Annotated in this window: 15 protein-coding genes; 3 read left to right on the top strand and 12 right to left on the bottom strand. The window is 45.0% G+C overall.

Annotation, left to right across the window (positions count from 1 at the left end; genetic code table 11):
- Positions 1-2: 2 nt before the first annotated feature.
- The 11 genes from PL85_RS11525 to hemL all read right to left on the bottom strand — a co-directional run bounded on the left by PL85_RS11525 (position 3) and on the right by hemL (position 16,740).
- Complete coding sequence (locus tag PL85_RS11525; RefSeq protein ID WP_115339529.1) at positions 3-878, bottom strand: glucosamine kinase nucleotide-binding domain-containing protein; 876 nt, start codon at positions 876-878, stop codon at positions 3-5.
- On the bottom strand, positions 875-2,602 hold the full coding sequence (locus PL85_RS11530; protein WP_115339530.1) for a glycoside hydrolase family 9 protein: 1,728 nt from the start codon (positions 2,600-2,602) through the stop codon (positions 875-877). Before PL85_RS11530 ends, PL85_RS11525 begins: the two co-directional genes overlap by 4 nt.
- A 148-nt stretch (positions 2,603-2,750) precedes the next feature.
- Complete coding sequence (locus PL85_RS11535) at positions 2,751-3,743, bottom strand: ABC transporter ATP-binding protein (RefSeq protein ID WP_013857643.1); 993 nt, start codon at positions 3,741-3,743, stop codon at positions 2,751-2,753.
- Between the two features lie 37 nt (positions 3,744-3,780).
- The gene (locus PL85_RS11540; protein ID WP_013857642.1) at positions 3,781-4,764 is read right to left on the bottom strand and encodes an ABC transporter ATP-binding protein; all 984 of its coding nucleotides are present in this window, start codon (positions 4,762-4,764) and stop codon (positions 3,781-3,783) included.
- 2 nt (positions 4,765-4,766) lie between these two features.
- The gene (locus PL85_RS11545; protein WP_013857641.1) at positions 4,767-5,792 is read right to left on the bottom strand and encodes an ABC transporter permease; all 1,026 of its coding nucleotides are present in this window, start codon (positions 5,790-5,792) and stop codon (positions 4,767-4,769) included.
- A 2-nt stretch (positions 5,793-5,794) separates the two neighbouring features.
- Positions 5,795-6,781, bottom strand: coding sequence for an ABC transporter permease (locus PL85_RS11550; RefSeq protein WP_013857640.1), 987 nt, complete (start codon positions 6,779-6,781; stop codon positions 5,795-5,797).
- A gap of 166 nt (positions 6,782-6,947) precedes the next feature.
- Positions 6,948-8,618, bottom strand: coding sequence for an ABC transporter substrate-binding protein (locus PL85_RS11555; RefSeq protein WP_115339531.1), 1,671 nt, complete (start codon positions 8,616-8,618; stop codon positions 6,948-6,950).
- 744 nt (positions 8,619-9,362) lie between these two features.
- A complete protein-coding gene (locus PL85_RS11560; RefSeq protein ID WP_026028236.1) occupies positions 9,363-12,755 on the bottom strand; it encodes a response regulator in 3,393 nt (1,130 codons plus the stop codon).
- Positions 12,756-12,954: 199 nt separating this feature from the next.
- Positions 12,955-13,998, bottom strand: a complete 1,044-nt coding sequence (gene rsmC, locus PL85_RS11565) for a 16S rRNA (guanine(1207)-N(2))-methyltransferase RsmC (protein ID WP_115339532.1) — start codon at positions 13,996-13,998, stop codon at positions 12,955-12,957.
- 83 nt (positions 13,999-14,081) lie between these two features.
- Positions 14,082-15,167 (bottom strand): AI-2E family transporter, encoded by a 1,086-nt coding sequence (locus PL85_RS11570; RefSeq protein WP_017049774.1) that lies wholly within the window; start codon positions 15,165-15,167, stop codon positions 14,082-14,084.
- A 277-nt stretch (positions 15,168-15,444) separates the two neighbouring features.
- Complete coding sequence (gene hemL, locus PL85_RS11575) at positions 15,445-16,740, bottom strand: glutamate-1-semialdehyde 2,1-aminomutase (RefSeq protein WP_026028237.1); 1,296 nt, start codon at positions 16,738-16,740, stop codon at positions 15,445-15,447.
- Between the two features lie 322 nt (positions 16,741-17,062).
- Here hemL and erpA point away from each other — a divergent pair, with 322 nt between their 5' ends.
- From erpA to PL85_RS11590, 3 genes are all read left to right on the top strand, one after another.
- Positions 17,063-17,404 carry an iron-sulfur cluster insertion protein ErpA gene (gene erpA / locus PL85_RS11580; RefSeq protein ID WP_026027518.1) on the top strand — a complete coding sequence of 114 codons (342 nt, stop codon included), beginning with the start codon at positions 17,063-17,065 and terminating at the stop codon, positions 17,402-17,404.
- 126 nt (positions 17,405-17,530) lie between these two features.
- The gene (locus tag PL85_RS11585; protein WP_115339533.1) at positions 17,531-18,637 is read left to right on the top strand and encodes an efflux RND transporter periplasmic adaptor subunit; all 1,107 of its coding nucleotides are present in this window, start codon (positions 17,531-17,533) and stop codon (positions 18,635-18,637) included.
- Between the two features lie 8 nt (positions 18,638-18,645).
- On the top strand, positions 18,646-21,744 hold the full coding sequence (locus PL85_RS11590) for an efflux RND transporter permease subunit (protein WP_088720907.1): 3,099 nt from the start codon (positions 18,646-18,648) through the stop codon (positions 21,742-21,744).
- Positions 21,745-21,795: 51 nt separating this feature from the next.
- Here the strand turns inward: PL85_RS11590 and PL85_RS11595 are convergent, their stop codons facing one another.
- Positions 21,796-23,088 (bottom strand): peptidoglycan DD-metalloendopeptidase family protein, encoded by a 1,293-nt coding sequence (locus PL85_RS11595; protein WP_017045385.1) that lies wholly within the window; start codon positions 23,086-23,088, stop codon positions 21,796-21,798.
- Positions 23,089-23,163: the final 75 nt, after the last annotated feature.

A 23,163-nucleotide genomic window follows, 5' to 3' on the forward strand; every position in this document is an offset into this window, starting at 1 on the left:
CCTTAATACAAATTATGCTCGGCTTTGCCGGCAAACATAATCGCGCCTTCGATAGCGTCGAATTGAGGTTGAACAATCCACTGCTGTACCGGTGGAGAAAGCCAATACAAGATACGCTCTGCAATGCTACCCATGAGGCAGATCCGCTTGGCTCCTTTGTTATGAAGAGCGACAAGAAACATTTCGATGTCTGCCGCGGTTTGTTTGAGAAGCTCGATCGCCAGCGCATCACCTTGTTGCGCTAGAGAAAAAATAACGGGAGAGAACTGGCCATAGTCGCGTGGGAGTGCGGTTTTTGACCATTCGACAATCTGATCAACATCGTGGTTAAAATGTTGCATCACATGAGCGCTTAATAATGAAGGCTCTCCGATGTCATCCTCAATGAGCAGCACGCGCTGGATTAGGCGTAAACCCATGATGGCACCGCTGCCTTGATCGGATATGGGAAACTCTCGGCCACCCACCACATGCTGCTGCCCTGCGTGTAAAAATAGGCCACAAGAGCCCGTTCCCGCGATCATAATTGCGCCATCTTCACCATTATGAGCACCAATACAGGCACCGTAAGCATCTGTGTTGAGCGTTAGTGAAGCAAAAGGATGTGTCTGAGACATAAACGCATGCCATGCGGATTTTTGTTCTGCACCAGCCAGAGCAAGACCCACGTGCATCTGAGCAAAATTCTCTTTCGTCAGCCCGCTTTGGTGCGCCGCTTGAGTAATTGCATCAATGATCGCCTGCATGGCAAGTTCCACACCCAATAAAATATTGGCGCTACCGCTTTTCGCTTCACCTAACAGCGCGCCTTGCTCGTTGCGGATGCGTGCGCGACATGATGTGCCGCCTCCATCAATACCGACATAATAAAAAGTCATGACTGCCTCTCTAAGTCTGGTGTTGAGAAGTGGCAAAACTGGGTTGTGATGGCTAGCAGATACCAAGCACCATGAGGAATCCATTGCTCAGCCCAACGCCAGTTTTGCAGCATGTCATCCTTCTGTTTAGCTGGGTTGAAAGCGATATCTTCTTCATCTTCAAAACCGCCTGTAATGCCATTACACACTCCCCCTTTAGCATTAAAAAAGCCTAGGTGGGGGAGGTAGTCTGGATTGTTGCGACCGTGCCCATCGAGCATGCACATATCGTATGGATTTAATCCGATAATCCAGTTCAATGCATTTTGTGCAAAGGTGGTTAAAGGGGCATGCAGATCTGCGTTGACGAAGGCTTGGGCGCGATAAGCCATACACGCGAGCGATCCTAAACGCGCATTTTCGCCTTGCCACCAGTAGCCGGATTCATTGTCGTGAGCGACAAAAAATGCGCAGCGTTTGTCGCCATTCACTGGTTTTACATATTGGCGTGGGTAGCCAAATGGGTTACTGACTTGATGAGTGATAGTGAGCTCAAAGCGGCAAGCATTCTCAATCACTTGAACGACCGATTGTTTGAGGTGTTCTTCCGTTTCAATCTCGAGATATTCGCACAGTGCAATCACTGGTAGTCCAGCTTCGGCGGCGTGATAATAAGGGCGAGTGGCATCACTATTGGCTGCCCAATAATGAGCGATGTTAGCGTCGCTGTGTTGATAAGCGCATAACCTTTGTGCCCAAAGACGACACTCAACCAGATAATTTGCTTGATGAGTTGAGCGATAGAGTTCAACCGATGCAAGCAGAGCGCAATAAGCATCAATGATGTTCTCTTGGCCATCGTCGAGATAGCGCGTGTTATTTTCTTTTAAATGCCAGTAACCATGCTCCGCCGCTGTTAAATAGTGTTCTGAGGTGAAATCACCGTGAACATCTAAACGTGCTGCCACCGCAAGAGCGGCAATCGCAATGCCTCCCCCTTGACGAAATCCGGCTTGATAATCGTCAGACTTGTGGCCTGATTGAGTGGCATAGGCGCAGATCTCTCGTTGCTTAATGTCCTTGCTCCATTTGTCAAAGACCGTTGTATAAAAGAACCCCTCGGAGTTTTGCATGCGGATCAGAAAATCAGCACCAAATAACGCCTCTTCCTTAAGGCGAGTGCGAGAAAATGCAGCAAAACTCGAGTGGTGTTCTAGTTGTGCCAATCCCTTTAGCATATTCCAAACCACCATTGGGGTTTGTTGAGGGTTTAAATAGTTGGCGTAAGAAAGGTGACTCAGATACTTACTGACGTCACCGGAAGCGTCGTACCAGCCACCGTGTACATCGGCAGTGGTTGATGTACCAAGCAGTGGTACGAGCTTATCTTGCTGGTCGAAAATGCCACCACAACGTTGTGATTTGAAGTAGTGCAATACATCAGAAAACGTTTTTTTCATCAGTATCCCTTCACCAATTTCAAAAATGGGGGAGTGGGTATTTTCAAAACGCAGGTAATACTGCCCTGAAGTGGTGTATTGAGAAAAGTCGATCGTGTAAAAGCTACCTAAATGCCAATGTGCGACTTTAGCTTGTGGTTCAACAACGAAAGTCGACACCGTTTGATGGCTGTTTGCACAAACAAGCAGGGCGATATCGGAAGAAACACGGAGTGTGTTACTCATTAGTATCGCCTGTTTTGGCCCTTGTGGCTCATAACCAATATGGTTAATCAGTAGCAGCATTAAACATCTCCAAGCCAGATCTTTGATTTCTCGCCAGCACTCAACCCGTCGGGGGCGTGTGCTGACTTTGTTTTATAGGTTTACCTAAGGTATTGAAACCGATGAGGTTATGTCAGCGGCTTCAATACATTAAGGTGTGCGTTAGTGATTATTCAAATAAGTAACAACGAACAAAGTGGTTATCAGACAACTGAGTCACCGCTGGAAGTTGTTCACGACATTTGTCACTCGCCTGCATGCATCGACCAGCAAAAGGACAGCCTGTTGATACCGGGGTCCAAAGTGGAATTTCGCCTTTGTTCCCTTTGAGCTTCTCGTGTATCGATTTACTAGGATCGGGTACTGCGGAAACCAATAGTTGAGTATATGGGTGCTGAGGATCGTGAATGATCTCTTCGGTATCGCCCCATTCCACCATATGTCCGACGTACATGACGGCTAAGTCTTCGGCGATGTAGCGTGCGGTGGCGATGTCATGCGTGATATAAAGCAGCGACATCTGCTTTTCAAACTTCATCTCTTCCATCAGGTTGAGAACACCCGCACGAATCGACACATCCAACATGGAGGTTGGTTCATCAGCCAGTACCACTTCGGCACCAACCGCGATATTACGCGCTAAGTTGACACGTTGGCGCTGTCCACCAGACAACTGGTGCGGATATTTCGCGGCTGTTTCTTTTGGTGGAATAAGGCCGACTTGTTCCAGTAAATCGTGAACGCGTTCTTCTAACTCTCTCTTATTACCTGACGTCACTTTTTTATGGATAAGCAGTGGACGAGCAATATGATGAAAAATGGTATGAGTTGGGTTGAGTGAGCCAAACGGATCTTGCCATACCATCTGGACGCCTTCGCGATAGTGCATCAGGTCACTGCGTGAAGTGATGTCTAAAATATCGCGTCCTTTGTATTCAATTACACCGGATGTTGGGGCGTACATTTTGGCAATCATTTTAGCGGTTGTTGATTTGCCAGAGCCTGATTCACCCACGACAGCCAAGCCGCGGCTTTTGAACATTTTGAACGATACGTCGTTGATCGCTCGCATCATAGGTTGTTTTAGGGTGTTACTGTTGATTGGAAAATCTTTAACTAGATTTTTCCCCTCAACCAGTAATTCACCGAAATTTTTGCTCATAATTGTCTCCAGAAATTTTTGTAATACAGCTTGTGCTCTACAGTTTCACTTGAGCAATTGGGTCACCGTAAAGGTGGCAACTGGAGAAGCGTCCAAGCTCTATTTGGCGCAAACTCGTTGGAATTTTGGTGCAAGCTTCATGTACGCGATCGCAACGAGCTTGGAAACGACAACCTTGAGGTATATCCAATAAGTTCAACGGGTTACCTGGTATTCCAGTTAACTTCGTTTTAGGGCCTGTCAGTGGAGGGAAAGAACTACCCAGCCCTTTGGTGTAAGGGTGGAAAGGGCTTTCCAGAATCTGTTTAGAAGGAGCCACTTCAATTAATTCACCGGAATACATGATGCCAATTCGATCGGAGAACTCGACCATCAACGACAAGTCATGGGTGATGAATAAGATAGAGAAGCCAAACTCTTCTTTCAGCGCATAGATTTTTTGCAATATTTCACGTTGGACAACCACATCAAGTGCCGTAGTGGGCTCATCCATAATGATCATTTTAGGATTGAGCGCGAGAGCAATTGCAATCACCAAGCGCTGACGCATACCCCCAGAGAATTGGTGTGGGTAATCGTTTAATCGACTTGGGTGAATATCGACAATTTCTAACAAACCTTCAGCACGGCGTTTAGCTTGTTCACGAGTCATGTTGGTATGGCGCATGATCACGTCACAAAATTGCTCTTCCATCGTCAATACTGGGTTCAAAGCGTTCATCGCACTTTGAAACACCATCGACATTTGGCTCCAGCGAAAGGATTGCATGCGTTCATCGCTGTATTTAATGATATTTTCACCATTAAAAATCACTTCTCCACCAGTAATAAACGCGGGCGGCTTATGCAGACGCATCAGTGAAAATGCGATAGTTGATTTACCACAGCCAGATTCACCAGCAAGGCCAAATACTTCGCCAGGTGCAATGTCAAAACTGACGTTGCTGCATGCTCGAACATCACCTGCGTCGGTGATGTAGTCAACGCATAGGTTACGGATTGAAATAAGTGGGTTTGTCATGATTATTTATCTCCGCTCCAAAGTGCATTTTGTGGTGGCAGGTCAGGCTGACGCTCTTTCTTGTCTTGCTCTGCGAGTTTTTTCCAACGCTTCATTCCTTTGTGTGAACGCAGTTGTGGGTTGGCAATTTCATCGACCGCAAAGTTCAGTAAAGCCAAACCAGTAACGAGTAGAGTCAAAGCAATACAAGGAGCAAGCAGTTCCCACCAAGCGCCAATCAGCATAGAAGAGGACGTTTGAACGTTGTACAACATGATGCCCCAACTGATGGTGTTTGGATCGCCAAGACCAAGGAAGGAGATAGTGGCTTCCATCATGATGGCGTACATCACTGAACCGATGAAGCTAGCGCCAACGATGGAGATGAGGTTAGGTAGAATCTCAACGAAAATGATGCGCCATGATGATTCACCCAAGACTTCCGCCGCTCTGACAAATTCTTTTTCACGCAGTGCGAGGGTTTGTGAGCGTACGACCCTAGCGCCCCAAGCCCAGGAGGTGCAGCCAATGATGAGTGCAATGGTTAATGGGCCGGCCTCTCCAATAAATGCCGCGACCACGAATAAAAGAGGATATTGCGGTATCACCAGCATGATATTCATAGCGGCGGTTAGAATGTCATCGACCTTACCGCCAAAGTAACCGGCAGAAACACCAATCACAGTCGCAAGAAAACAGACGGTCATTCCTGCGCCAAAACCCACGGCGAGTGAGACTCGTGCGCCATACACCACTTGTGACCAAACATCGCGTCCCATACGAGAGGTGCCTAGCACATGGTCTTCACCTTTTGAGAGTAGTAAGGTGCGGCGGTCAGTCGCCAAGTTTTCAGCAATCCAGCCATTCGGATCTGCTTTAGCGGCTTTGACGACAAACGATGGGTACTCGTGTGGATTTCCGGTACGTTTATCTGGCGCATGTTTGGTGATCAGTGGCGCAGCAAGGGCGATGAATAAAAATAGGCCCAAAATAATGACACCAACCATGGCAACGGTATTGCCGCGAATGAGTTTAATGAGATCTTTCATGATTATTTACCTCCCTTGCGTAGGCGAGGGTCTAGTACGACATAAAGCATGTCCGCCAACAGGTTAAAGAACAGCATAAAGAGCGTCATAATCAGTAGCTGCCCTTGCAGAACTTGGTAATCACGAGCGTTGATCGCATTAAATAAAACGGTACCAAGGCCAGGATAGTTAAAGATAATTTCAATGATGAGCTGACCACCGATAGCCATACCCAAAGACATCGATAGAGCGGTGACACTTGGCAATAAAGCATTACGAGCGGCGTACTGGAAAACCACACGGTTTTCGCTGAGCCCTTTCCCTTTCGCCATCGTTATGTAGTCTTCAGCGAGCAGGTTAATCATGTTGTTACGCATGTTGACGAGAAACCCACCGATTTGTACTAGAGACGCACAGACAAGAGGCAAGAAAGCGTGGTAGGCCACATCTTTAATGAATGTCCAACTTGTCCAATCTGGCATCGTACCAGCAGTGTAGGCATAACCCGTAGGGAACCATTGCAAGCCGATAGCAAAAGTAAACATAGCGATCATCGCAATAACCACTTGCGGAACGGCTTGTATAACCAACATCCCTGGAGTAATAAACGTATCGTAACGACTGCCTCGTTTCCATGCGGCAAAAATGCCCAGTAGAGAACCGATTGAGAACGAGATCACAACCGCAGTACCCGCTAGAAATAACGACCAACCAAATGCACTACCCAGTAATTCATTGACACTTAACGGATAGAACTTAATCGACGTGCCTAATTCCCAACTTAGAATGCTTTTTAAATAGGTCAAATATTGTACGGGTAACGGACCATCAACGAAACCGAGAAGCTGTTTCATTGCTTCGATTCGTTCTGGCGTTACTTGCGTTGTTGCGTTTGCGAACATCATGGTCACTGGGTCTCCAGGCATGGCTCGCGGAATGATGAAGTTCAATGTTGCTGCAACCAGCAACGCGATAAAATAAAATGACAAACGTCTTAAAAAATAACCCATAACTCACACCTTACTCACCCAGTTTTATCCTGTACCTGGTTTCAGGTCGCTCCTAGCGAAATTTAGAGCGAAAAATCCCCTAACGACGAGCGTTATACATTTGCTAGGTATTTAGGGGATTTTATTTAGCGGCGCACGAAGTACGCCGCAAGGAATGAACTTCTACTTACTTAACTGGTTTTAGGTCCAGTACGTGTAATAGACGCTCAGGGATACCAGCCCAAATGTTTGGACGACCCTTAGGATTTTCTTCGTTCCACCAGCCGCTAAAGCGTGCTGTGTTGTATTGGTACATGTAAGCACCTGACATTACAGGGATGGTCACTTGGTTTTCAGCAATGATTTTCTGAATTCCGTGAGCGATTTCTAGCTGCTCATTTTTATCCGCTGTTTTGTAGAAGCTGTCTAGCAAAGTATCTAGCTTATCGTTTTTGTAGAAGTGCATAGCAAAACGAGGCATACCTTCACCTTTCTGTAGTGCAGAGTTGTATGCACTGTTCCAGTATAGATGTGGGTCCGCACCGTGGAAGTAGTTGGTGTAAGCGACGTCATAAGTACCTTCAAGCATTGCTTGGTTATAAACCGCAAACTCTGGAGTACGAGCACGTGCTTTGATGCCTACTTCGGCAAGCTGTTCAACAGCAAGTTGTACTGTGTTGTTGAAGTCAGTCCAGCCATTTGGTGATTGAACAAGTAGCTCAAAAGATTTACCTGATGGAGTATCAACAAAACCGTCTTTGTTCACGTCTTTGAAGCCCGCTTTAGCAAGCAGTTTTTTCGCGCCTTCAACGTTGTACGTGTTGTAGCCTTTGTACTTATTGTGGATGTTTTCATCAGACCAAGCTTGGAATGCATAACCTAAGCCTGAAGCGAAGTCATTAACGGTACCGCCGCCATAGAAAGCGATATCGATAATAGTTTGACGGTCAAGAGCCATAGAGAATGCGCGACGGAAATCAACGTTGCTTAGCGCTTCATTTTTTACTGCATCTGGGTTTTTGAAGTTAACCATAAATGCTTGTGTGCCTGATGGCGGATACCAGTAGTGGTGGCTAGGGCTTGCAGCGGCATAAGTACGGTCAATATCCGGAACGAATGAAGAGGTCCAATCGAGTTCAGAGTTAACAATCTTACCTAGCAATTGGTCATTGTTTGCAATTTGAGGTACACGCAAACAGTCAACCTCAAGGTTTGCAGCATCCCAGTAATTCGGGTTACGACATTGGATGTATAGCTGTGGAGTGAAGGTGTCGATTTCAGTAAACGGACCAGTACCTACAGGGTTCTCGTTGGTGAAAGTCGCTGGATCTTTCACATCTTTCCATACATGCTCAGCAACGATAGGAACTAACGAGATTTCATAAGGTACGTTTGAGTTCGCTTCAGTTAAACGGAAACGGATTTGGTAGTCGTTCAGTTTTTCTACGCTCGTTACCCACTTGTTGATACCACGTTGGTCGAGTTCAGGTTTATTTTTCAATAAGCCATAAGAGAACACGACATCATCCGCTGTAAATGCTTGACCATCTGACCATTTAACACCTTTACGGATATCAAAAGTAACACTCATTAGGTCATCAGACATTTTAAAGCCTTCAGCCAAACGCATAACGGGTGTATTACCATGCATTTCGTTGAAGATGACCAGTGGTTCATAGATGAAATCAGTGGTCGTACGTAGGTTTGTTGCTAGATACGGGTTAAAGTTACGTACCATTGTAGGGTAGAAATCAGGTACGATCGTTAGCTCACTGCGTGCGGCTGCTGGAGCTGAAAGGCTCGCTGCGGCGGCGATTACTGCAGCGGCTAGCGCTGTTTTTTTAATATTGGCAAGCATAGCTGTTCCTTACTATTTGCTTTCATTTCACTAATGGATATGAATGTCATCAATTGATAAACACTCTCCAAGGCCTACCTCATTGCGTGTTAACAAACCGGAGGAGTTGGTCAACATGAGTGGCCTGTAGACCTTTGGCAGGAGTAAGAAGACACCTTGGAGAGAAAATTATCAATTTGAATTCCCGTTAAAAACGTCAATTTGTAGAAAGTGATCGTTATAAACGTCAATTTACCATCTTTGGTTTGATTTTTACTCTCATTTAGGTCAGTGATCTGCCTCTCATACTCAATTCGATTAACTTATAGTTGTAAGCGCTCGCTATCTTTTTATCCCTTTATTTTTAATGTTTTTTTGTTTTTTTTGTATCATGAGATCTTGCTCACTTATAGTTTTATCGTTAATTTTTTTACTTAAATTAATTCTGCCGAATTGTTGTGATTCGGTTCGCAATCTGGATCTTTATTCATCTTCAATTGAAAATCTGCTGGTGAAATTGCCTAGAAATCAGTTTTTACTTCCAATTTTCATCATCATTTTGCCTCTTTTTTTCTATTGAGAAGTAAGGTTTGTAATATGCAGTGAATAAGGCGTACCAGAGTAATGGATGCTTGAGGTTAACATTGATTAAATTTAACTAGTCATAACTCTGGATGCATCAATGGGGTGGTTGTTCCGTTGATGGTCATGGAAATATAGTGATAAAAAAGCCTGCAGAGTGCAGGCTTAATGGTGTTGATGTACTTAGAGTGATGAGGTCAGTAGCTTTTGCAATTTATCGCGCTGAGCTTCGATGTGAGAGCGTTCAGGGCCGTGCTCCTGACAATGATCAAGAATGTAATCTAACGAATTAAGAACGGTACGCCAGCGAGGTGTTTTAGGCAGTGTCTCGATACGTAAGTACTTGTCTAGTGTCCGAGTCTGTAATGTGCTTCTATCGAGATACACTCGCCATAGTCCACTCTGCTCTGCAAAGGTAAACTTGCTTTGGTTACTGACCCGTTCCCAGTAATCTAAAGCACTGGTCATTGCTTCAACCAGTACTTCGCGCATTAAATCTTGCTTAGATTGACTCTCTCCCGATACTTTGTCGGCGATACGAGTGAACTCGCCACCGAGTTCTTTGAGCTGCTGCAGTTTTTCTTTATCGCCTTCAAATGCGTAACTGGATAGCGCTTCAATTGCGGTTTCAAGGTTATTGATGCGCGCTGCATTGATGTTTCCACCCACGTTAAAGATGTACATAGCCTGCAACCCAGAGCCATCCGGTAGTCGTAACACATCAGCAGACATATGCTGACGTGTATCTTCGACATAGATATCGATATTACCGCAGTAATGCTCTTGCTCGACGACTAAGTATTTGGGAGCGATGAGTTCTTCCGCATTTGAGCGCTTTAGTTGTTCTTGGCTGCGCTTAAATAACCGAGCCGCCGCTTCGTTCGCAAAGCGGATTTTATGATCGTCTCGAATGCAAATAATGGCCTCAGGAGCGGATTCAAGCTGCTCTAGTAGACGGCCTTGGGTTTCCAATAAACTGGCCTCTACCATTGCTCTATGCTTCAGCTCTTGTTGCAGTTGGTTGTTCTCAATACGTCTTTGTTCAGCTTTGCTGGCCGTTAAATGCGCCGTAATACGTGCAGCGAGCTCTTGCTTATTAAAAGGTTTCGATAAGTAATCGTTCGCTCCCGCTGCAAAACCACGAACTCTATCGTCAGTTTGATTTAATGCCGTCAACATAATGATAGGTAGCTCGGCATGATCGTATGTTTCTCTTAACTTTTCACAGACTTGGTAGCCGCTTAATCCTGGCATCATAATGTCGAGCAGTAGAAGTTCCGGTTTTTCTTTTTCGACCGCGCTAATGACTTCATTGCCATCTTTAGCGGTGCGGACTTGATAGCCTTCTAAACGTAGGAAGCTGTCTAGGACACGCAGATTGACGGGTTCATCATCTGCTATCAGTAGCACTGGGCCTTCTTTATTTTCAGGTAGTGAATGCATTTCAGGCAGTTCAATGTCTGAAATGGTCGGAGATTGGAAATGGCCAGCTTCCATATAGCTTGTCGATTCAATTTCCGCTTTTGATGCTAATGGTAAGGTAAAGCTGAATGTCGTACCGACCATCGGTTGGCTACTGACATAAAGCGTTCCTTGCATTAATTCGATCAATTGACGGCTGATCGAAAGACCCAAGCCTGCGCCTTGTCGATAACGACTGGCATCTTGCCCTGCTTGAATCAGTGGTTCGAAGATGTGTTCAAGTTGTTCAGCAGGAATGCCTTGCCCCGTATCGACAACTTGGACACGAATCTTGTCATCAACCACATTGGCTGAAATGACAATTTTCCCTTCAGTCGTATATTTAATGGCGTTTCCTACAAGGTTATAAAGCACTTGCTCTAATCGTTGTGGATCGGCAGAGACCCAAATGCATTCATCAGGGATTTGGTTTATTACGCGAATGGGCTTTTTGTTGAGTAGATGGTTAGACAGCTCTAACACTAAGCGTGTTGCGCCGGATAGATCAACAGCACACTGTTTGATATCCAAGCTGCCATAGCGCATCTTATGGTAATCGAGTAAGTCATCGACCAAGTTTGTCAGCCGTTGTCCACTGCTGATGATTATGCCCAATTGATAACGATGATCGGCGGTGATAGTTCCACTTGACCCAGAGATCAGTGCTTCTGCAATACCGACCATACCGTGCAGCGGTGTTCTTAATTCATGTGACGTTGTGGCTAGGAATTCATCTTTTAGTTTGTTAGCGAGATGCAACTCATCGTTCTGTTTGCGGATTAATTGAATGTTGCTTTCGAGCTCTTTATTTTGCGCTTTAATCAGCTGCATTTTTTCTCGGATTGAACGCTGCATACGTTCAAAACTCACTGCGAGTCGACCAATCTCATCTTTACGATCGGTATTGATAACATTTTCATCTAAATCCCCAGCTGAGACTTTTTCTGCCGCCCAAGTGAGCTTCAGTAGGGGAGAGGTAATAAAATTAGAGAGATAATGTGAAGCGATGACGACTAAAATAATCGCGGTTAGCATGGCGAAAATAAATAATTTCTCAAGTTGATGAACTCGCGCATAAGCCTCTTTTTCGGGTATCTCTACAACCAAAGCCCAATTGATATTTTTGTTTGCAACAGGTGCATAGGCGGCAATGGTTTTCTCATTCAATGTATTGGTGTAAGTACCAACGGCACTCAACCCAGAAAGCGCAAGATTGATCACTTTTTGACTAGTCTCGATTTCTTGCTGCGTGTAAGAGAGTATTCGAGAATGATGATCTTGCCCGACGAGTAAAGTCCTTATTTGCGATGTCGCATTGGTGTCAGCAACGAGCTTTGTGATGCCATTGTTTGGTAGGCGGAACATGGCGTAGCTGTGCAGGTAGCCCTGTTGAATAATGGGCGCGCCAAGCCAAGCAACTGATTGCCCTTCTTGTTGTGAAAAGTCAGAAATAATGACTGGTGTATATTCTTCATTGATTTTTCGTTGTTCGCCAACTTGCTGCTCTAACTGGCGGAATGTTTTACCCAGATTGCTATCTTTGTATTTTCCGGTCAGTAAATTCGTCCCATAGTTGTCGTGCTTATAAACGGAATAAACGACATCACCATCGAGATCCACCAGTAAAATATCGTCAAAATCAGAACGTTTAAGCAGTTCTAAATACGCCCAATGATAGCGTTTGTGCAGTAGGCGATACCGTTCACTGCCTACATAGCTGCTCGATTGTGGCAATATTGACGTTTTTATCTGATCACCAGAACCAGGAATATAACGCTGCTGGGCATGCTCACGAGCTTGATCAATATCCAGACCAAGTCTTTGGAACGCATTGACTAAGCCGTAAAAGCGCCCCCCACTAGCATAAGCTAACTCTGAACGGACAAACCCCATCACTTCTGATTCTTTGGCCGTGAGGTAATCGAGAACTTGCTGTTGCTTAGTGTCTCTGACTGACAATAAGTGAGACGTGCTTTGTTCTTGAAGATCTTTAGTGTGTGATTGCAGAAAAAAAATGGCAGTCACAGTTAAAGGCGTGATGCTCAAAACGAGAAAAGCCAGCATAAGAGTATTTTGCAGGCGCTTAAATTTTTGCTTACGAGAGAACCTAAACATAGAAAAAGGCATTACTTTCCGTGAGGCTTTAACGGCATGAGGTAGTCGTTAAAGTGAATGAAAAAAACAAAGAAAACCTAAAGTGACGAAATTAACGAGTTTTTTTACTTTGACAAGTAAGTCCTGTGGAAAGCGTGGTCACTAACGCAAAATTCGTAAAAATCATCCAGTTTAGTGACCAATTGAGAGTGGATTACACTTATTGTTGCGACTTTTGTAATGTTTTTTTTGCGTGGTAAATGATGAATTTGTTAGTCTTATTTAACACCTCGCAATGACCATAAGCCTGTTCAATCAGCGGGGTATATTTAAGAAAACTGTTGGCCACAATAAAAAGTTCGCCTTTCACGGTTTGATGGCTTGGTGCGTTAGCCAGTAAGGCTTCTGTCGCACTATAGCTGGTCTCTAATCCGGAGTGGAAAGGGGGGTTTGAGACGATAAATTGATAATCTTTAGCGGTATCTGAGTAGACATCAGAGGCAAATACATTCCCTGATATGTTATTCGCTATCAAGGTTGCTTTGGTTGATTCAATCGCAAGCGCGCTGATATCGCACAGTTCAATCTCGATATCTGGGTTCAATGTGGCCATTACACTACCCAACACACCAGCACCACAACCAAAGTCGAGAACTTTTCCTCTCAGTTTAGGTAGTGTATCGAGTAACAGTTGGCTGCCGAGGTCAAATTCGCCATGACTAAATACGCCAGGTAAACTTTTTACAATCAGTGAGTGTTGCTGATACTGCACCTGATAAGTTTTGAACCAGCCTGCAATTTGGAAGCTTGGTGGCTGCTGGGTGCATTGCCCCCAATAGAACGAACAGCGTCGAGCTGAATCATACTTTTTAACCACCCCATAAGCTGCAAACATTTTTTCAATGCTTTTTATGCCCGAGCGGTTTTCACCCACGACCACAATCTCAGTCTCTTTGCCCAGTTTGGCCAACAGCATCGCAAGTAGATATTCAGCTTCCTGCTTCGCTTTGGGCCAGTAAAGCAGAATCATGTCTGCATCGGTTTTTTGCTCAAATTGAGCGCCAAAATGACATGTAATTTGCGAATAGGATTCGAGTTGGCGGTAGTAACCATAATGAGTGGTGAACACCGAAACAGAGCGACAATGATTAGCTAACTCTACAGGAAATAAATCCTCCGCTTCTCCAGCCACTAAAAGATGTTTTCCTTCGAAATAAGCAAGCTGACGCTGGGCAATTTGACTTGGTGCGGTGTAACTGGACATAGTAGGCTCTGCGCTAAAAAAGAGGGGCAGATTCTCGCACAGTCTGCCCCTTGCTTCTAGCTTGATCGTCAGTAAGTCAAAAGTTAGCTATTATCTTGTTGATTGAGAAAACCTTTAAACTCTTCCTCATAAATATTAAACAGCACCATAGTGATGGCAAAAATGAGTGGGCCGTAAATTAACCCAATCAGGCCAAACAGCTGAATACCACCGAGCAGAGAGAAGAAGATCATTAAGGTGTTCATGCCCGCGCTCCCTTGCATTAAAAAGGGCCGCAATAAATTATCAATTGAGCCAACAACTATAACGCTCCAGAGGGCCAAGAATATGCCCCATGTGCTATCTCCGGTTAGAAAGAGATAAACAGTGGCTGGAATCCATATCAGAGCAGTGCCGACAACCGGAATAAACGAAGCAAACCCCATCATAGTGCCCCAAAATAACCCAGGAAAACCGGCGAGCCACATACCAAACCCGCCCGCAAAGCCTTGCGCTATTGCGGTTAAAAATGACCCCATGACAGCCGATTTGGAGACTTGCTCAATTTCGCAGAGCAACCTGTCTTCTTGACTACGCGACAATGGCAAGATGTGCCTAAGAGCGCTGATGAGCTTATCGTGATCACGGAGTAGGAAAAACAACACAAACAGCATTAAGAAGAAGTCCATCAAAAAACTGGTCGCATCACCCAGCACTTTTGCGCTAATACTGACCAAGTTGGTACCAAATGAACTGGCAAATTGCCCCACTTTTTGTGCGATTTGTTGTGGCTGAATTTCATCAAAGGGCAAATATTGATTCGCAATGGCGAGTCCTTTGACAATCCAAGGATGAGCAAAGGCGGTTTGAATGCCACCATGGGTGACCCATTGGTACATGTTCTGAGAAAATACCGACCCTTGCTGCACAATAGCAGCAAAGACAAACAGCAGTGGAATCACAATAATAAACGTCAAAATAATACACGAGAGAAACGAGGCGGTATTTTTGTATTTGGGGATTTTTCGTTCGAGCCACTCATGAATGGGAAACATCAATAACGAGATGATGAAAGCCATCACAATCGAGTTGATATAAGGTGCAATCAACAGATAACAAGCAATAGCCGCAGCGACAAGTGCCGCAATGAGCACCCAGTGGCTAGAGGTGATTTTCACTTTTTCTGACACGTTGTTAATCCAGCCTTGTAAAGTAATAGGGTTATAATGACTGCAAATCAGCGTGTTATCAATGAGGAACTGATGAGATGGGATGTTGTGATAATGAAAAAGGGTGTCAAAACCAGCATAAAAAAAAGTTGAAGCTACCGTGGTTTGCCATCAGCATGATGGCGTTGGTCGTTTTAGTGATTTATTACTGGCAATGATAGCTTGCTTATTGAGTCTGAAATAAATAAAGGGCTGATCTACAGCCCTTTATAATTATGATGAGTCTGCCTAATGGTGCTTATTCCGCTTGAGCTGCCATCATCGCAAAGCAGCGATCGGCCGCTTCTAATGTCGCTTCAATTTCTTTGGAGCCGTGCGCCAAAGAAGTAAAACTTGCTTCAAAAGCTGAAGGCGCTAAATAGACACCATGATCGAGCATCAAATGGAAGAAGCGCTTGAAACGTTCAACATCACATTTTGCGACTTCTTCATAACAGGTGACGCGTTCTTGATCGGTAAAAAAGAAGCCGAACATGCCACCAACTTGGCTGACCAGCAAAGGAATACCGTGTTTGTCTGCGAGTTCTTTGAATCCATCAGCCAATTGCTTTGTTTTGGCCGCGAGACGTTTTTCATTGCCTTCTTCTTTTAGAAGCGTCAAGCAGGCATAACCCGCAGCCATAGCCACAGGGTTACCTGATAGCGTACCAGCTTGGTACACCGGGCCCGTTGGAGCGATGTATTGCATCACATCACGGCGTCCACCAAAAGCGCCAACAGGCATACCACCGCCAATCACTTTCCCTAGCGTTGTTAAGTCTGGTTTGATGTTGTAGTAAGCCTGTGCACCACCTAGTGCAACACGAAAACCTGTCATTACTTCATCAAAGATCAGCAGAGCGCCTTCTTGGTCACAAATCTCACGTAAGCCTTCATGGAACCCTTCTACTGGTGGAATGCAGTTCATATTGCCCGCGACCGGTTCGACGATAATGCAGGCTATTTGGTCTTTATTGGCCGCGAACAATTCACGTACAGATTCTAAATCATTAAAAGTGGCGGTCAGTGTATGTTTAGCAAAATCAGCAGGCACACCAGGAGAGCTTGGCTGGCCTAATGTTAAGGCGCCAGAGCCTGCTTTTACTAGCAAACTGTCCGCATGACCGTGATAGCAGCCTTCAAATTTTAAAATTTTATCGCGCCCAGTGAATCCACGAGCTAAACGAATGGCGCTCATCGTTGCTTCGGTACCGGAACTGACCATACGCAATTGTTCCATCGATGGAACCAGCTCAGAAACTAATTCTGCCATATCGATTTCCATCTCGGTCGGCGCACCAAAACTGAGACCGCGCTGCGCTGCGCCTATCACGGCTTCACGAATGACCGCATGGTTGTGGCCTAGTATCATTGGCCCCCAAGAGCCGACATAATCAATATAAGCTTTGCCATCAGCATCAAAAATCAACGGGCCGTCTGCGCGGTCGATAAAAATCGGCGAGCCACCAACTCCGTTAAAAGCACGTACAGGAGAGTTAACTCCACCGGGGATTGCACGTTGTGCCTTTTGATAAAGCTCTGCTGATTTGGTCATGGATTTATCCTCTTCTGCTTGTTCGGACCAGTTGGTGTCGCATTGTATACCCAAACTCACCAAAGACACTTTTTTTCACTCATTTTCTGAGCTCATTCACAGCCAAATAAGCGCCGTATAGTGTACAACTCACGCGACAGTGAGTGTTTTTTCAGTGCATAATGCCTCGATAGTTGGAGTTTTAGCTTAAGTGACGGTGAATACTTGAACGAATAGGTCAGGTATTAGATAATCATTGCATTATTAAAAAAGAATCACCTTTACAGGCATAAGTTAAGCATAATAAGTCTGACAGGTATTAACACGAGTGAGAGAGGCCATCGTGAGTGAAGTAAATGTACCATTGTCATTTTCTGATACTGCAGCACAACGCGTAAAAATGTTGATTGCTGAAGAAGAGAATCCAGCGCTAAAACTGCGCGTTTATATTACTGGTGGTGGTTGTAGCGGTTTTCAATATGGGTTTACCTTTGATGAAAATGTAAACGATGGCGATACCACAATAGTTAATAGTGGCGTGACATTAGTGGTTGACCCGATGAGCTTACAATATTTGATAGGTGGCATTGTCGATTACACAGAAGGCCTAGAAGGCTCTCGTTTTTTTGTCAATAATCCTAATGCAACAACAACATGCGGTTGTGGTGCATCATTTAGTGTTTAACTAAAAAAGGTTCGATGCACAATTAATCTACTGTAGCTAATTAAGCTTAATAGCCCTACGTATTTGGATGTTATGTAGGGCTTTGCCTTAACCTTAAGAAGGCAAGAACATAATAAAGGATTATTTATGCCTGATACCAAAATCAGCCGTTCATCTATTGGCCGCTTTTTTTCGCAACGACCTTGGCTACTCTCGACGATTTTTATTTTACTTCTCTGTTTTTGGTTAGGTTTTGGGGCATTGAAAGCGGAAGAGCCCCGGCAAACTGCCAATGACACCATTCCTTTTGCGAAAGTTATTTATCAATCTTTTGAGGCTGAATTGACCGATAAGCATATCGATCTTTACGGTCGGACCGCACCTAATCGTCAAGCTAAAATTGGTGCTGAAATCGCAGGGAAAATTACTCAGATATCGATAGCAAAAGGACAGCCTGTCAATAAAGGACAACAGATCGTCTTAATCGATCAAGCTGATCTAGCGGCTCAATTAGAGAGTGCGCAAGCCTTGTTCAAACTCAAACAAAAAGAATTCAGTGCCGCTGAGTCGTTAAAAAATCGAGGTTTGCAAGGCGAAGTGGCCTTTGCTTCGGCGCAAGCCGCTTTAGCGGAAGCCAGCGCTGTGCAAAGTCGTGCCCAATTGGCTTTACGTAATACGTCAGTTGTGGCTCCCTTCGATGGCATTGTTCAAGACATATTGATAGAAAAAGGCGATTTTGTCGGAGTGGGTGACCCGATGGTCACCTTTATTGATCTCAGTAAATTAGTGATAGAAGCTGATGTCAGCGAACGACACATCCAAAAAATCAAACAAAACCAAACCGCTCGTGTACGTTTTATCGATGGTTCTATTATCGATGGCAAGGTTCGTTATATTTCTCGCGTCTCATCACCTACCACCAACACGTTTGCTATCGAAGTGGAATTAGACAATCCCAATCAAACGATCCCCGCGGGTGTGAGCGCTGAAGTGGAGATGAGTTTAGAAACACAACTGGCGGTGAAAATCACGCCTGCCATGCTTGCGCTTGATGATCAAGGAAATTTAGGTGTTAAAACACTGCAGCAAGATCGTGTTCGCTTCATCCCCATTCAATTGGTAAAAGCGGAGCAAGATGGTGTGTGGCTAACTGGGCTAGGGGATACGGTGGATATTATCACCGTTGGGCAAGGTTTTGTTCGAGATGGTGATCAAGTGATTGCGGTCAAGAAACCTAACCACTCAGCGCAGTAGGGGGCGCCATGTTTTCTATTATTGATGCGGCGCTCTCTCGCTCGCGCACTATGTTATCGCTGCTGATTTTTATCTTGATCGCTGGCGTGGCGACCTATTTTTCGATCCCTAAAGAATCGAGCCCTGACATTACTATTCCTATTATTTATGTCTCCGTAAGTCATCAAGGCATATCACCGAGTGATGCTGAGCGCCTTATCGTGCGGCCCCTAGAGCAAGAAATGCGCTCTATTGAAGGCGTAAAAGAGATGACGTCGAATGCTTCCGAAGGGCATGCTTCTGTAGTTTTGGAATTTAACGTTGGCGTTAACCTTGATAAAGCGATGGCGGATGTGAGAGATGCGGTCAATTTGGCCGAGCCGAAGCTACCAGCAGACAGCGATGAGCCGACCGTGAACGAAGTAACATTGGCATCAGAGCAACCGGTATTATCAGTGGTGCTTTATGGCACTTTACCAGAGAGAGCTATCGTACAAATTGCAAGGCAGTTGAGAGACAAATTAGAAAGCTACCGACAAGTATTAGAAGTTGATATCGCTGGCGATCGCGAAGATATTGTTGAGATCATTGTCGATCCCCTATTGATGGAAAGTTACGGACTCGATCAAGGCGATATCTATAACTTAATCGCACTGAATAATAAAGTCGTTGCGGCGGGTTTCGTCGATACGGGCTACGGACGTTTTTCCGTAAAGGTTCCTTCAGTTTTTGAATCCTTGAAAGATGTGTTAGAGCTTCCGGTGAAGGTTGATGGTAAGCAAGTAATCACCTTTGGCGATATCGCGACCGTCAGACGAGCATTTCGGGACCCCGAAAGCTTTGCTCGTTTAGATGGCAAATCGGCGGTGGTGTTGGACGTTAAAAAGCGTGCTGGTGAAAATATCATCGAAACCGTTGAGCTGGTAAAAACGGTAATGGGAGAGGCGCAAAAACGGGAAGATTGGCCAAGTAATTTGTTGGTGAAATACACGTGGGATGAGTCGAAAGACGTTGAAATCATGCTCAACGATCTACAAAACAATATTCTGTCGGCCATTATTTTAGTCGTGATCGTGATTATCGCTATTTTGGGAATGAGGACGGCGCTGCTGGTTGGTATCTCAATACCAGGCTCATTTTTGACCGGATTATTAGTCTTGTCGGTGTTTGGACTAACCGTCAATATTGTCGTGTTATTTGCATTAATTATGGCGGTTGGCATGCTGGTTGATGGAGCCATAGTGGTAACTGAGTTTGCTGATCGGCGCATGCAAGAAGGTGTGCCGCGTAAAGAAGCGTATCGAGATGCCGCAAAACGGATGGCATGGCCGATTACCGCATCAACTGCTACTACTTTAGCCGCTTTTGCCCCTCTGCTTTTTTGGCCAGATATCACGGGTGAGTTCATGAAATACTTGCCTCTCACGCTTATCGCTACACTGGCTGCTTCATTGATTATGGCACTGCTTTTTGTTCCTGTGCTGGGAGGCTTAATTGGCCGACCGCAACATGCTTCGGCTGCCAGTCAAGCACGGATGATTGCTTTACATGAAGGTGATTTTGCCCAAGCGACTGGCATCACCAAGCTCTATTATCACACGTTGGCCATTGCGATTCGTCACCCACTTAAAATACTGTTCAGTGCGATAGTGCTCGCGATTGTGATTGGTTTTGCTTATGCCAAAGCAGGGCTCGGTGCCGAATTCTTCCCAGAGGTGGATCCGCCTTATTTCACCGTTAAAGTTCGTTCTTATGGCGATCTTTCCATCCAAGAAAAAGACACCTTAATGCGAGAAATTGAGCAGGTGATGCTTGGTCATGAGGAATTTGAGAGCGTCTATACTCGAACGGGGGGAGAGGATGAAATTGGCCAGATTCAAATTACCCCTGTTGATTGGCAATATCGCCGCACCGTCAAAGCGATTATTGAAGAGCTTAAAAGCACCACAGATCAGTTTTCAGGGGTGGAAATCGAGTATAAATTTCCAGATGCAGGGCCACCGGTTGAGCATGATCTGGTGATTGAAATGTCGGCGCGTACTCCTGAAAATCTTAATGAGGCCGCTAAAATGGTCAGAAAGTGGGCTGATAACAATCCCGCGTTGACTAATATCAGTGACACCTCAAATAAAGAAGGAATTGACTGGCGAATTGATATTCGACGTGATGATGCTTCTCGATTTTCAGCCGATGCGACATTGGTGGGTAACACAGTGCAATTTGTGACTAATGGGCTAAAAATTGGTGACTACTTGCCTGATGATGCAAACGAAGAGGTCGATATTTTGGTGCGTTACCCAGAGGATAAGCGTGATATTGGTCGATTTGATCAGTTACGGGTCAACACACCCGCAGGTCTGGTGCCGATAACCAATTTTGCGCAGATAAAACCGGATCACAAACAAGATACGATCAAACGGATTGATGGTCGACGGGTTATCGATATTATGGCGGATCTAAAGGAAGGGTATAATCTGGCCCTTGAATTGCCCAAAGTTACTCAAGCATTGTCGGAACTGAATTTACCTAATGGGGTGGAGTTTAAATTACGAGGGCAAAATGAAGAGCAGGAACATTCCTCAGAATTTCTAAAAAATGCCTTTTTGATTGCGCTGGTGGTTATGGGGTTAATTCTGGTTACGCAATTTAATAGTTTTTACCAAGCATTCCTCATTTTAAGTGCAGTACTGTTTTCAACGGTCGGAGTATTTGCGGGCCTGCTGATTTTCCAAAAACCTTTCGGCATTATTATGTCAGGTATTGGGGTCATCGCCTTGGCCGGCATCGTGGTGAATAACAATATCGTATTGATAGATACTTATAACCAACTGATACGCAGAGGCTTGTCAAAACAAGAGGCCATTTTACGCACTGGTGTTCAGCGTTTAAGGCCCGTTTTATTGACCACAGTGACGACTATTTTAGGGTTATTGCCAATGGTACTGGAGATGAACATCGACTTGATTAACCAGAAAATTGAGTTTGGTGCTCCCAGCACGCAATGGTGGTCACAACTCGCCACGGCCGTTGCGGGAGGCCTTGCTTTTGCCACTGTCTTAACATTAGTGCTGACGCCTTGCTTGTTGATGTTGGGGCGTAAGGAACCACCACCTATTCTCGAAGAGTAATCTGCTCAATCTTACACAATGAAGCCCACATTATTGGTGGGCCTTTTCTTATTATTTATTGGCATAGAGTAATTGGCTATAGCGTTCTAGCTTCCCAAGCCTAATTTGAGCATTGGCGATAAAGGTGCTTTTTGCTTGGCCCGTTAAGGATTTAGATTGCGGTAAAGAGACCGTTCTTGGGTTTTTGTGTACACCGTTGACCAAAAATTCATAGTGGAGATGAGGGCCGGTGACTCTTCCAGTACCTCCTAAAGTACCAATCGTTTGTCCTTGCTTGACTCGTTGACCCGTTTTGACCATACGTCGTTGTAAGTGTAGGTATTTGGTAATGTAGGTGTTGCTGTGACGAATAAACACATAATTACCATTAAATTGGTTGTAACTTGATTTCTCAACCACACCATCGCCGGCGGCCCAAATTGGGGTACCAACTGGCGCGGCATAATCGGTTCCTCTGTGTGCGGTGACTTTTCCTGTGACGGGGTGGCGACGCACAGGATTGAAATTCGATGTCACGCGACGAAAATCGATCGGCGAGCGTAAAAAGGCCTTTTTCATGGCCCGGCCATTTTCGTCATAGTAATTGCCTGTTGCATCGTCCAATATTGCTGTGAACGTCGTACCTTGGTTGGTAAAGGCGGCGGCAATGATATTTCCGCGGCCAATTACCTCACCTTCCACCACCTTTTCTTGGAATAGCAGCTTAAATTGGTCACCTTCACGAATATCTAACGCAAAATCCACATCCCAACCAAATATACCCGCTAACTCCATGATTTGGTTTGCTGTTAAACCCGCGCTTATCCCCGCATTCCAAAAATTTGAAGTAATGATCGCCTCGGCATAGTTGTACTGGAACATCAGCTCTTTTTTATCAAACTCAGAAGTAAAGCCATCGCCCGATTTAGTGATACGAAAGGTTTCAAAGGCGCTAATAATGCGATTGAGTTGAACAAGTTCATTATTTTCATCAAAGCCAAATTGCAGCTCATCTCCTGGCTTAAGTCGTGAAAGCTGGCTGTCAATATCACGATTTGTTGCCGTGAGTTGATAGAGTAAGCGAGCCGAAAGCCCAATTCGCTGAAATAATACGGCGGCACTTTCCCCCGATTTAACTTGATAAGTTTCCCAACGCAGCATGGTGGAAGGCGAGATAGATATTCCCGGAGAGAGTGCTTCTGCGTTAATGGTTAATGGATAATGGCGACCAATTTCTAGACGATTTGGATCCTGAGCGAGATCTTCAGGATTTGGCAGAAATAGCAGCGCGAAAACCATGAGTGCGCTTAAAAAGGCGATGAGGATTCGATGCACCCAAGGGAGACGAGCGAAAATTGAAAGCATATTTAGGTTCGTTTAGTAAATTATAAAGAAATTAGCCGGTTCGTTAGTCTAACTGGTTTCAAAAAGCATCGCTAT

The sequence above is a fragment of the Vibrio anguillarum genome, from assembly GCF_001989995.2.
Classification (GTDB): Bacteria; Pseudomonadota; Gammaproteobacteria; order Enterobacterales; family Vibrionaceae; genus Vibrio; species Vibrio anguillarum.

What these genes read in the sequence shown, in the direction of transcription:
- PL85_RS11525 (WP_115339529.1), bottom strand. Translation starts at nt 878, where the DNA reads ATGACTTTTTATTATGTCGGTATTGATGGAGGCGGCACATCATGTCGC.
- PL85_RS11530 (WP_115339530.1), bottom strand. Translation starts at nt 2,602, where the DNA reads ATGCTGCTACTGATTAACCATATTGGTTATGAGCCACAAGGGCCAAAA.
- PL85_RS11535 (WP_013857643.1), bottom strand. Translation starts at nt 3,743, where the DNA reads ATGAGCAAAAATTTCGGTGAATTACTGGTTGAGGGGAAAAATCTAGTT.
- PL85_RS11540 (WP_013857642.1), bottom strand. Translation starts at nt 4,764, where the DNA reads ATGACAAACCCACTTATTTCAATCCGTAACCTATGCGTTGACTACATC.
- PL85_RS11545 (WP_013857641.1), bottom strand. Translation starts at nt 5,792, where the DNA reads ATGAAAGATCTCATTAAACTCATTCGCGGCAATACCGTTGCCATGGTT.
- PL85_RS11550 (WP_013857640.1), bottom strand. Translation starts at nt 6,781, where the DNA reads ATGGGTTATTTTTTAAGACGTTTGTCATTTTATTTTATCGCGTTGCTG.
- PL85_RS11555 (WP_115339531.1), bottom strand. Translation starts at nt 8,618, where the DNA reads ATGCTTGCCAATATTAAAAAAACAGCGCTAGCCGCTGCAGTAATCGCC.
- PL85_RS11560 (WP_026028236.1), bottom strand. Translation starts at nt 12,755, where the DNA reads ATGTTTAGGTTCTCTCGTAAGCAAAAATTTAAGCGCCTGCAAAATACT.
- rsmC (WP_115339532.1), bottom strand. Translation starts at nt 13,998, where the DNA reads ATGTCCAGTTACACCGCACCAAGTCAAATTGCCCAGCGTCAGCTTGCT.
- hemL (WP_026028237.1), bottom strand. Translation starts at nt 16,740, where the DNA reads ATGACCAAATCAGCAGAGCTTTATCAAAAGGCACAACGTGCAATCCCC.
- PL85_RS11585 (WP_115339533.1), top strand. Translation starts at nt 17,531, where the DNA reads ATGCCTGATACCAAAATCAGCCGTTCATCTATTGGCCGCTTTTTTTCG.
- PL85_RS11590 (WP_088720907.1), top strand. Translation starts at nt 18,646, where the DNA reads ATGTTTTCTATTATTGATGCGGCGCTCTCTCGCTCGCGCACTATGTTA.
- PL85_RS11595 (WP_017045385.1), bottom strand. Translation starts at nt 23,088, where the DNA reads ATGCTTTCAATTTTCGCTCGTCTCCCTTGGGTGCATCGAATCCTCATC.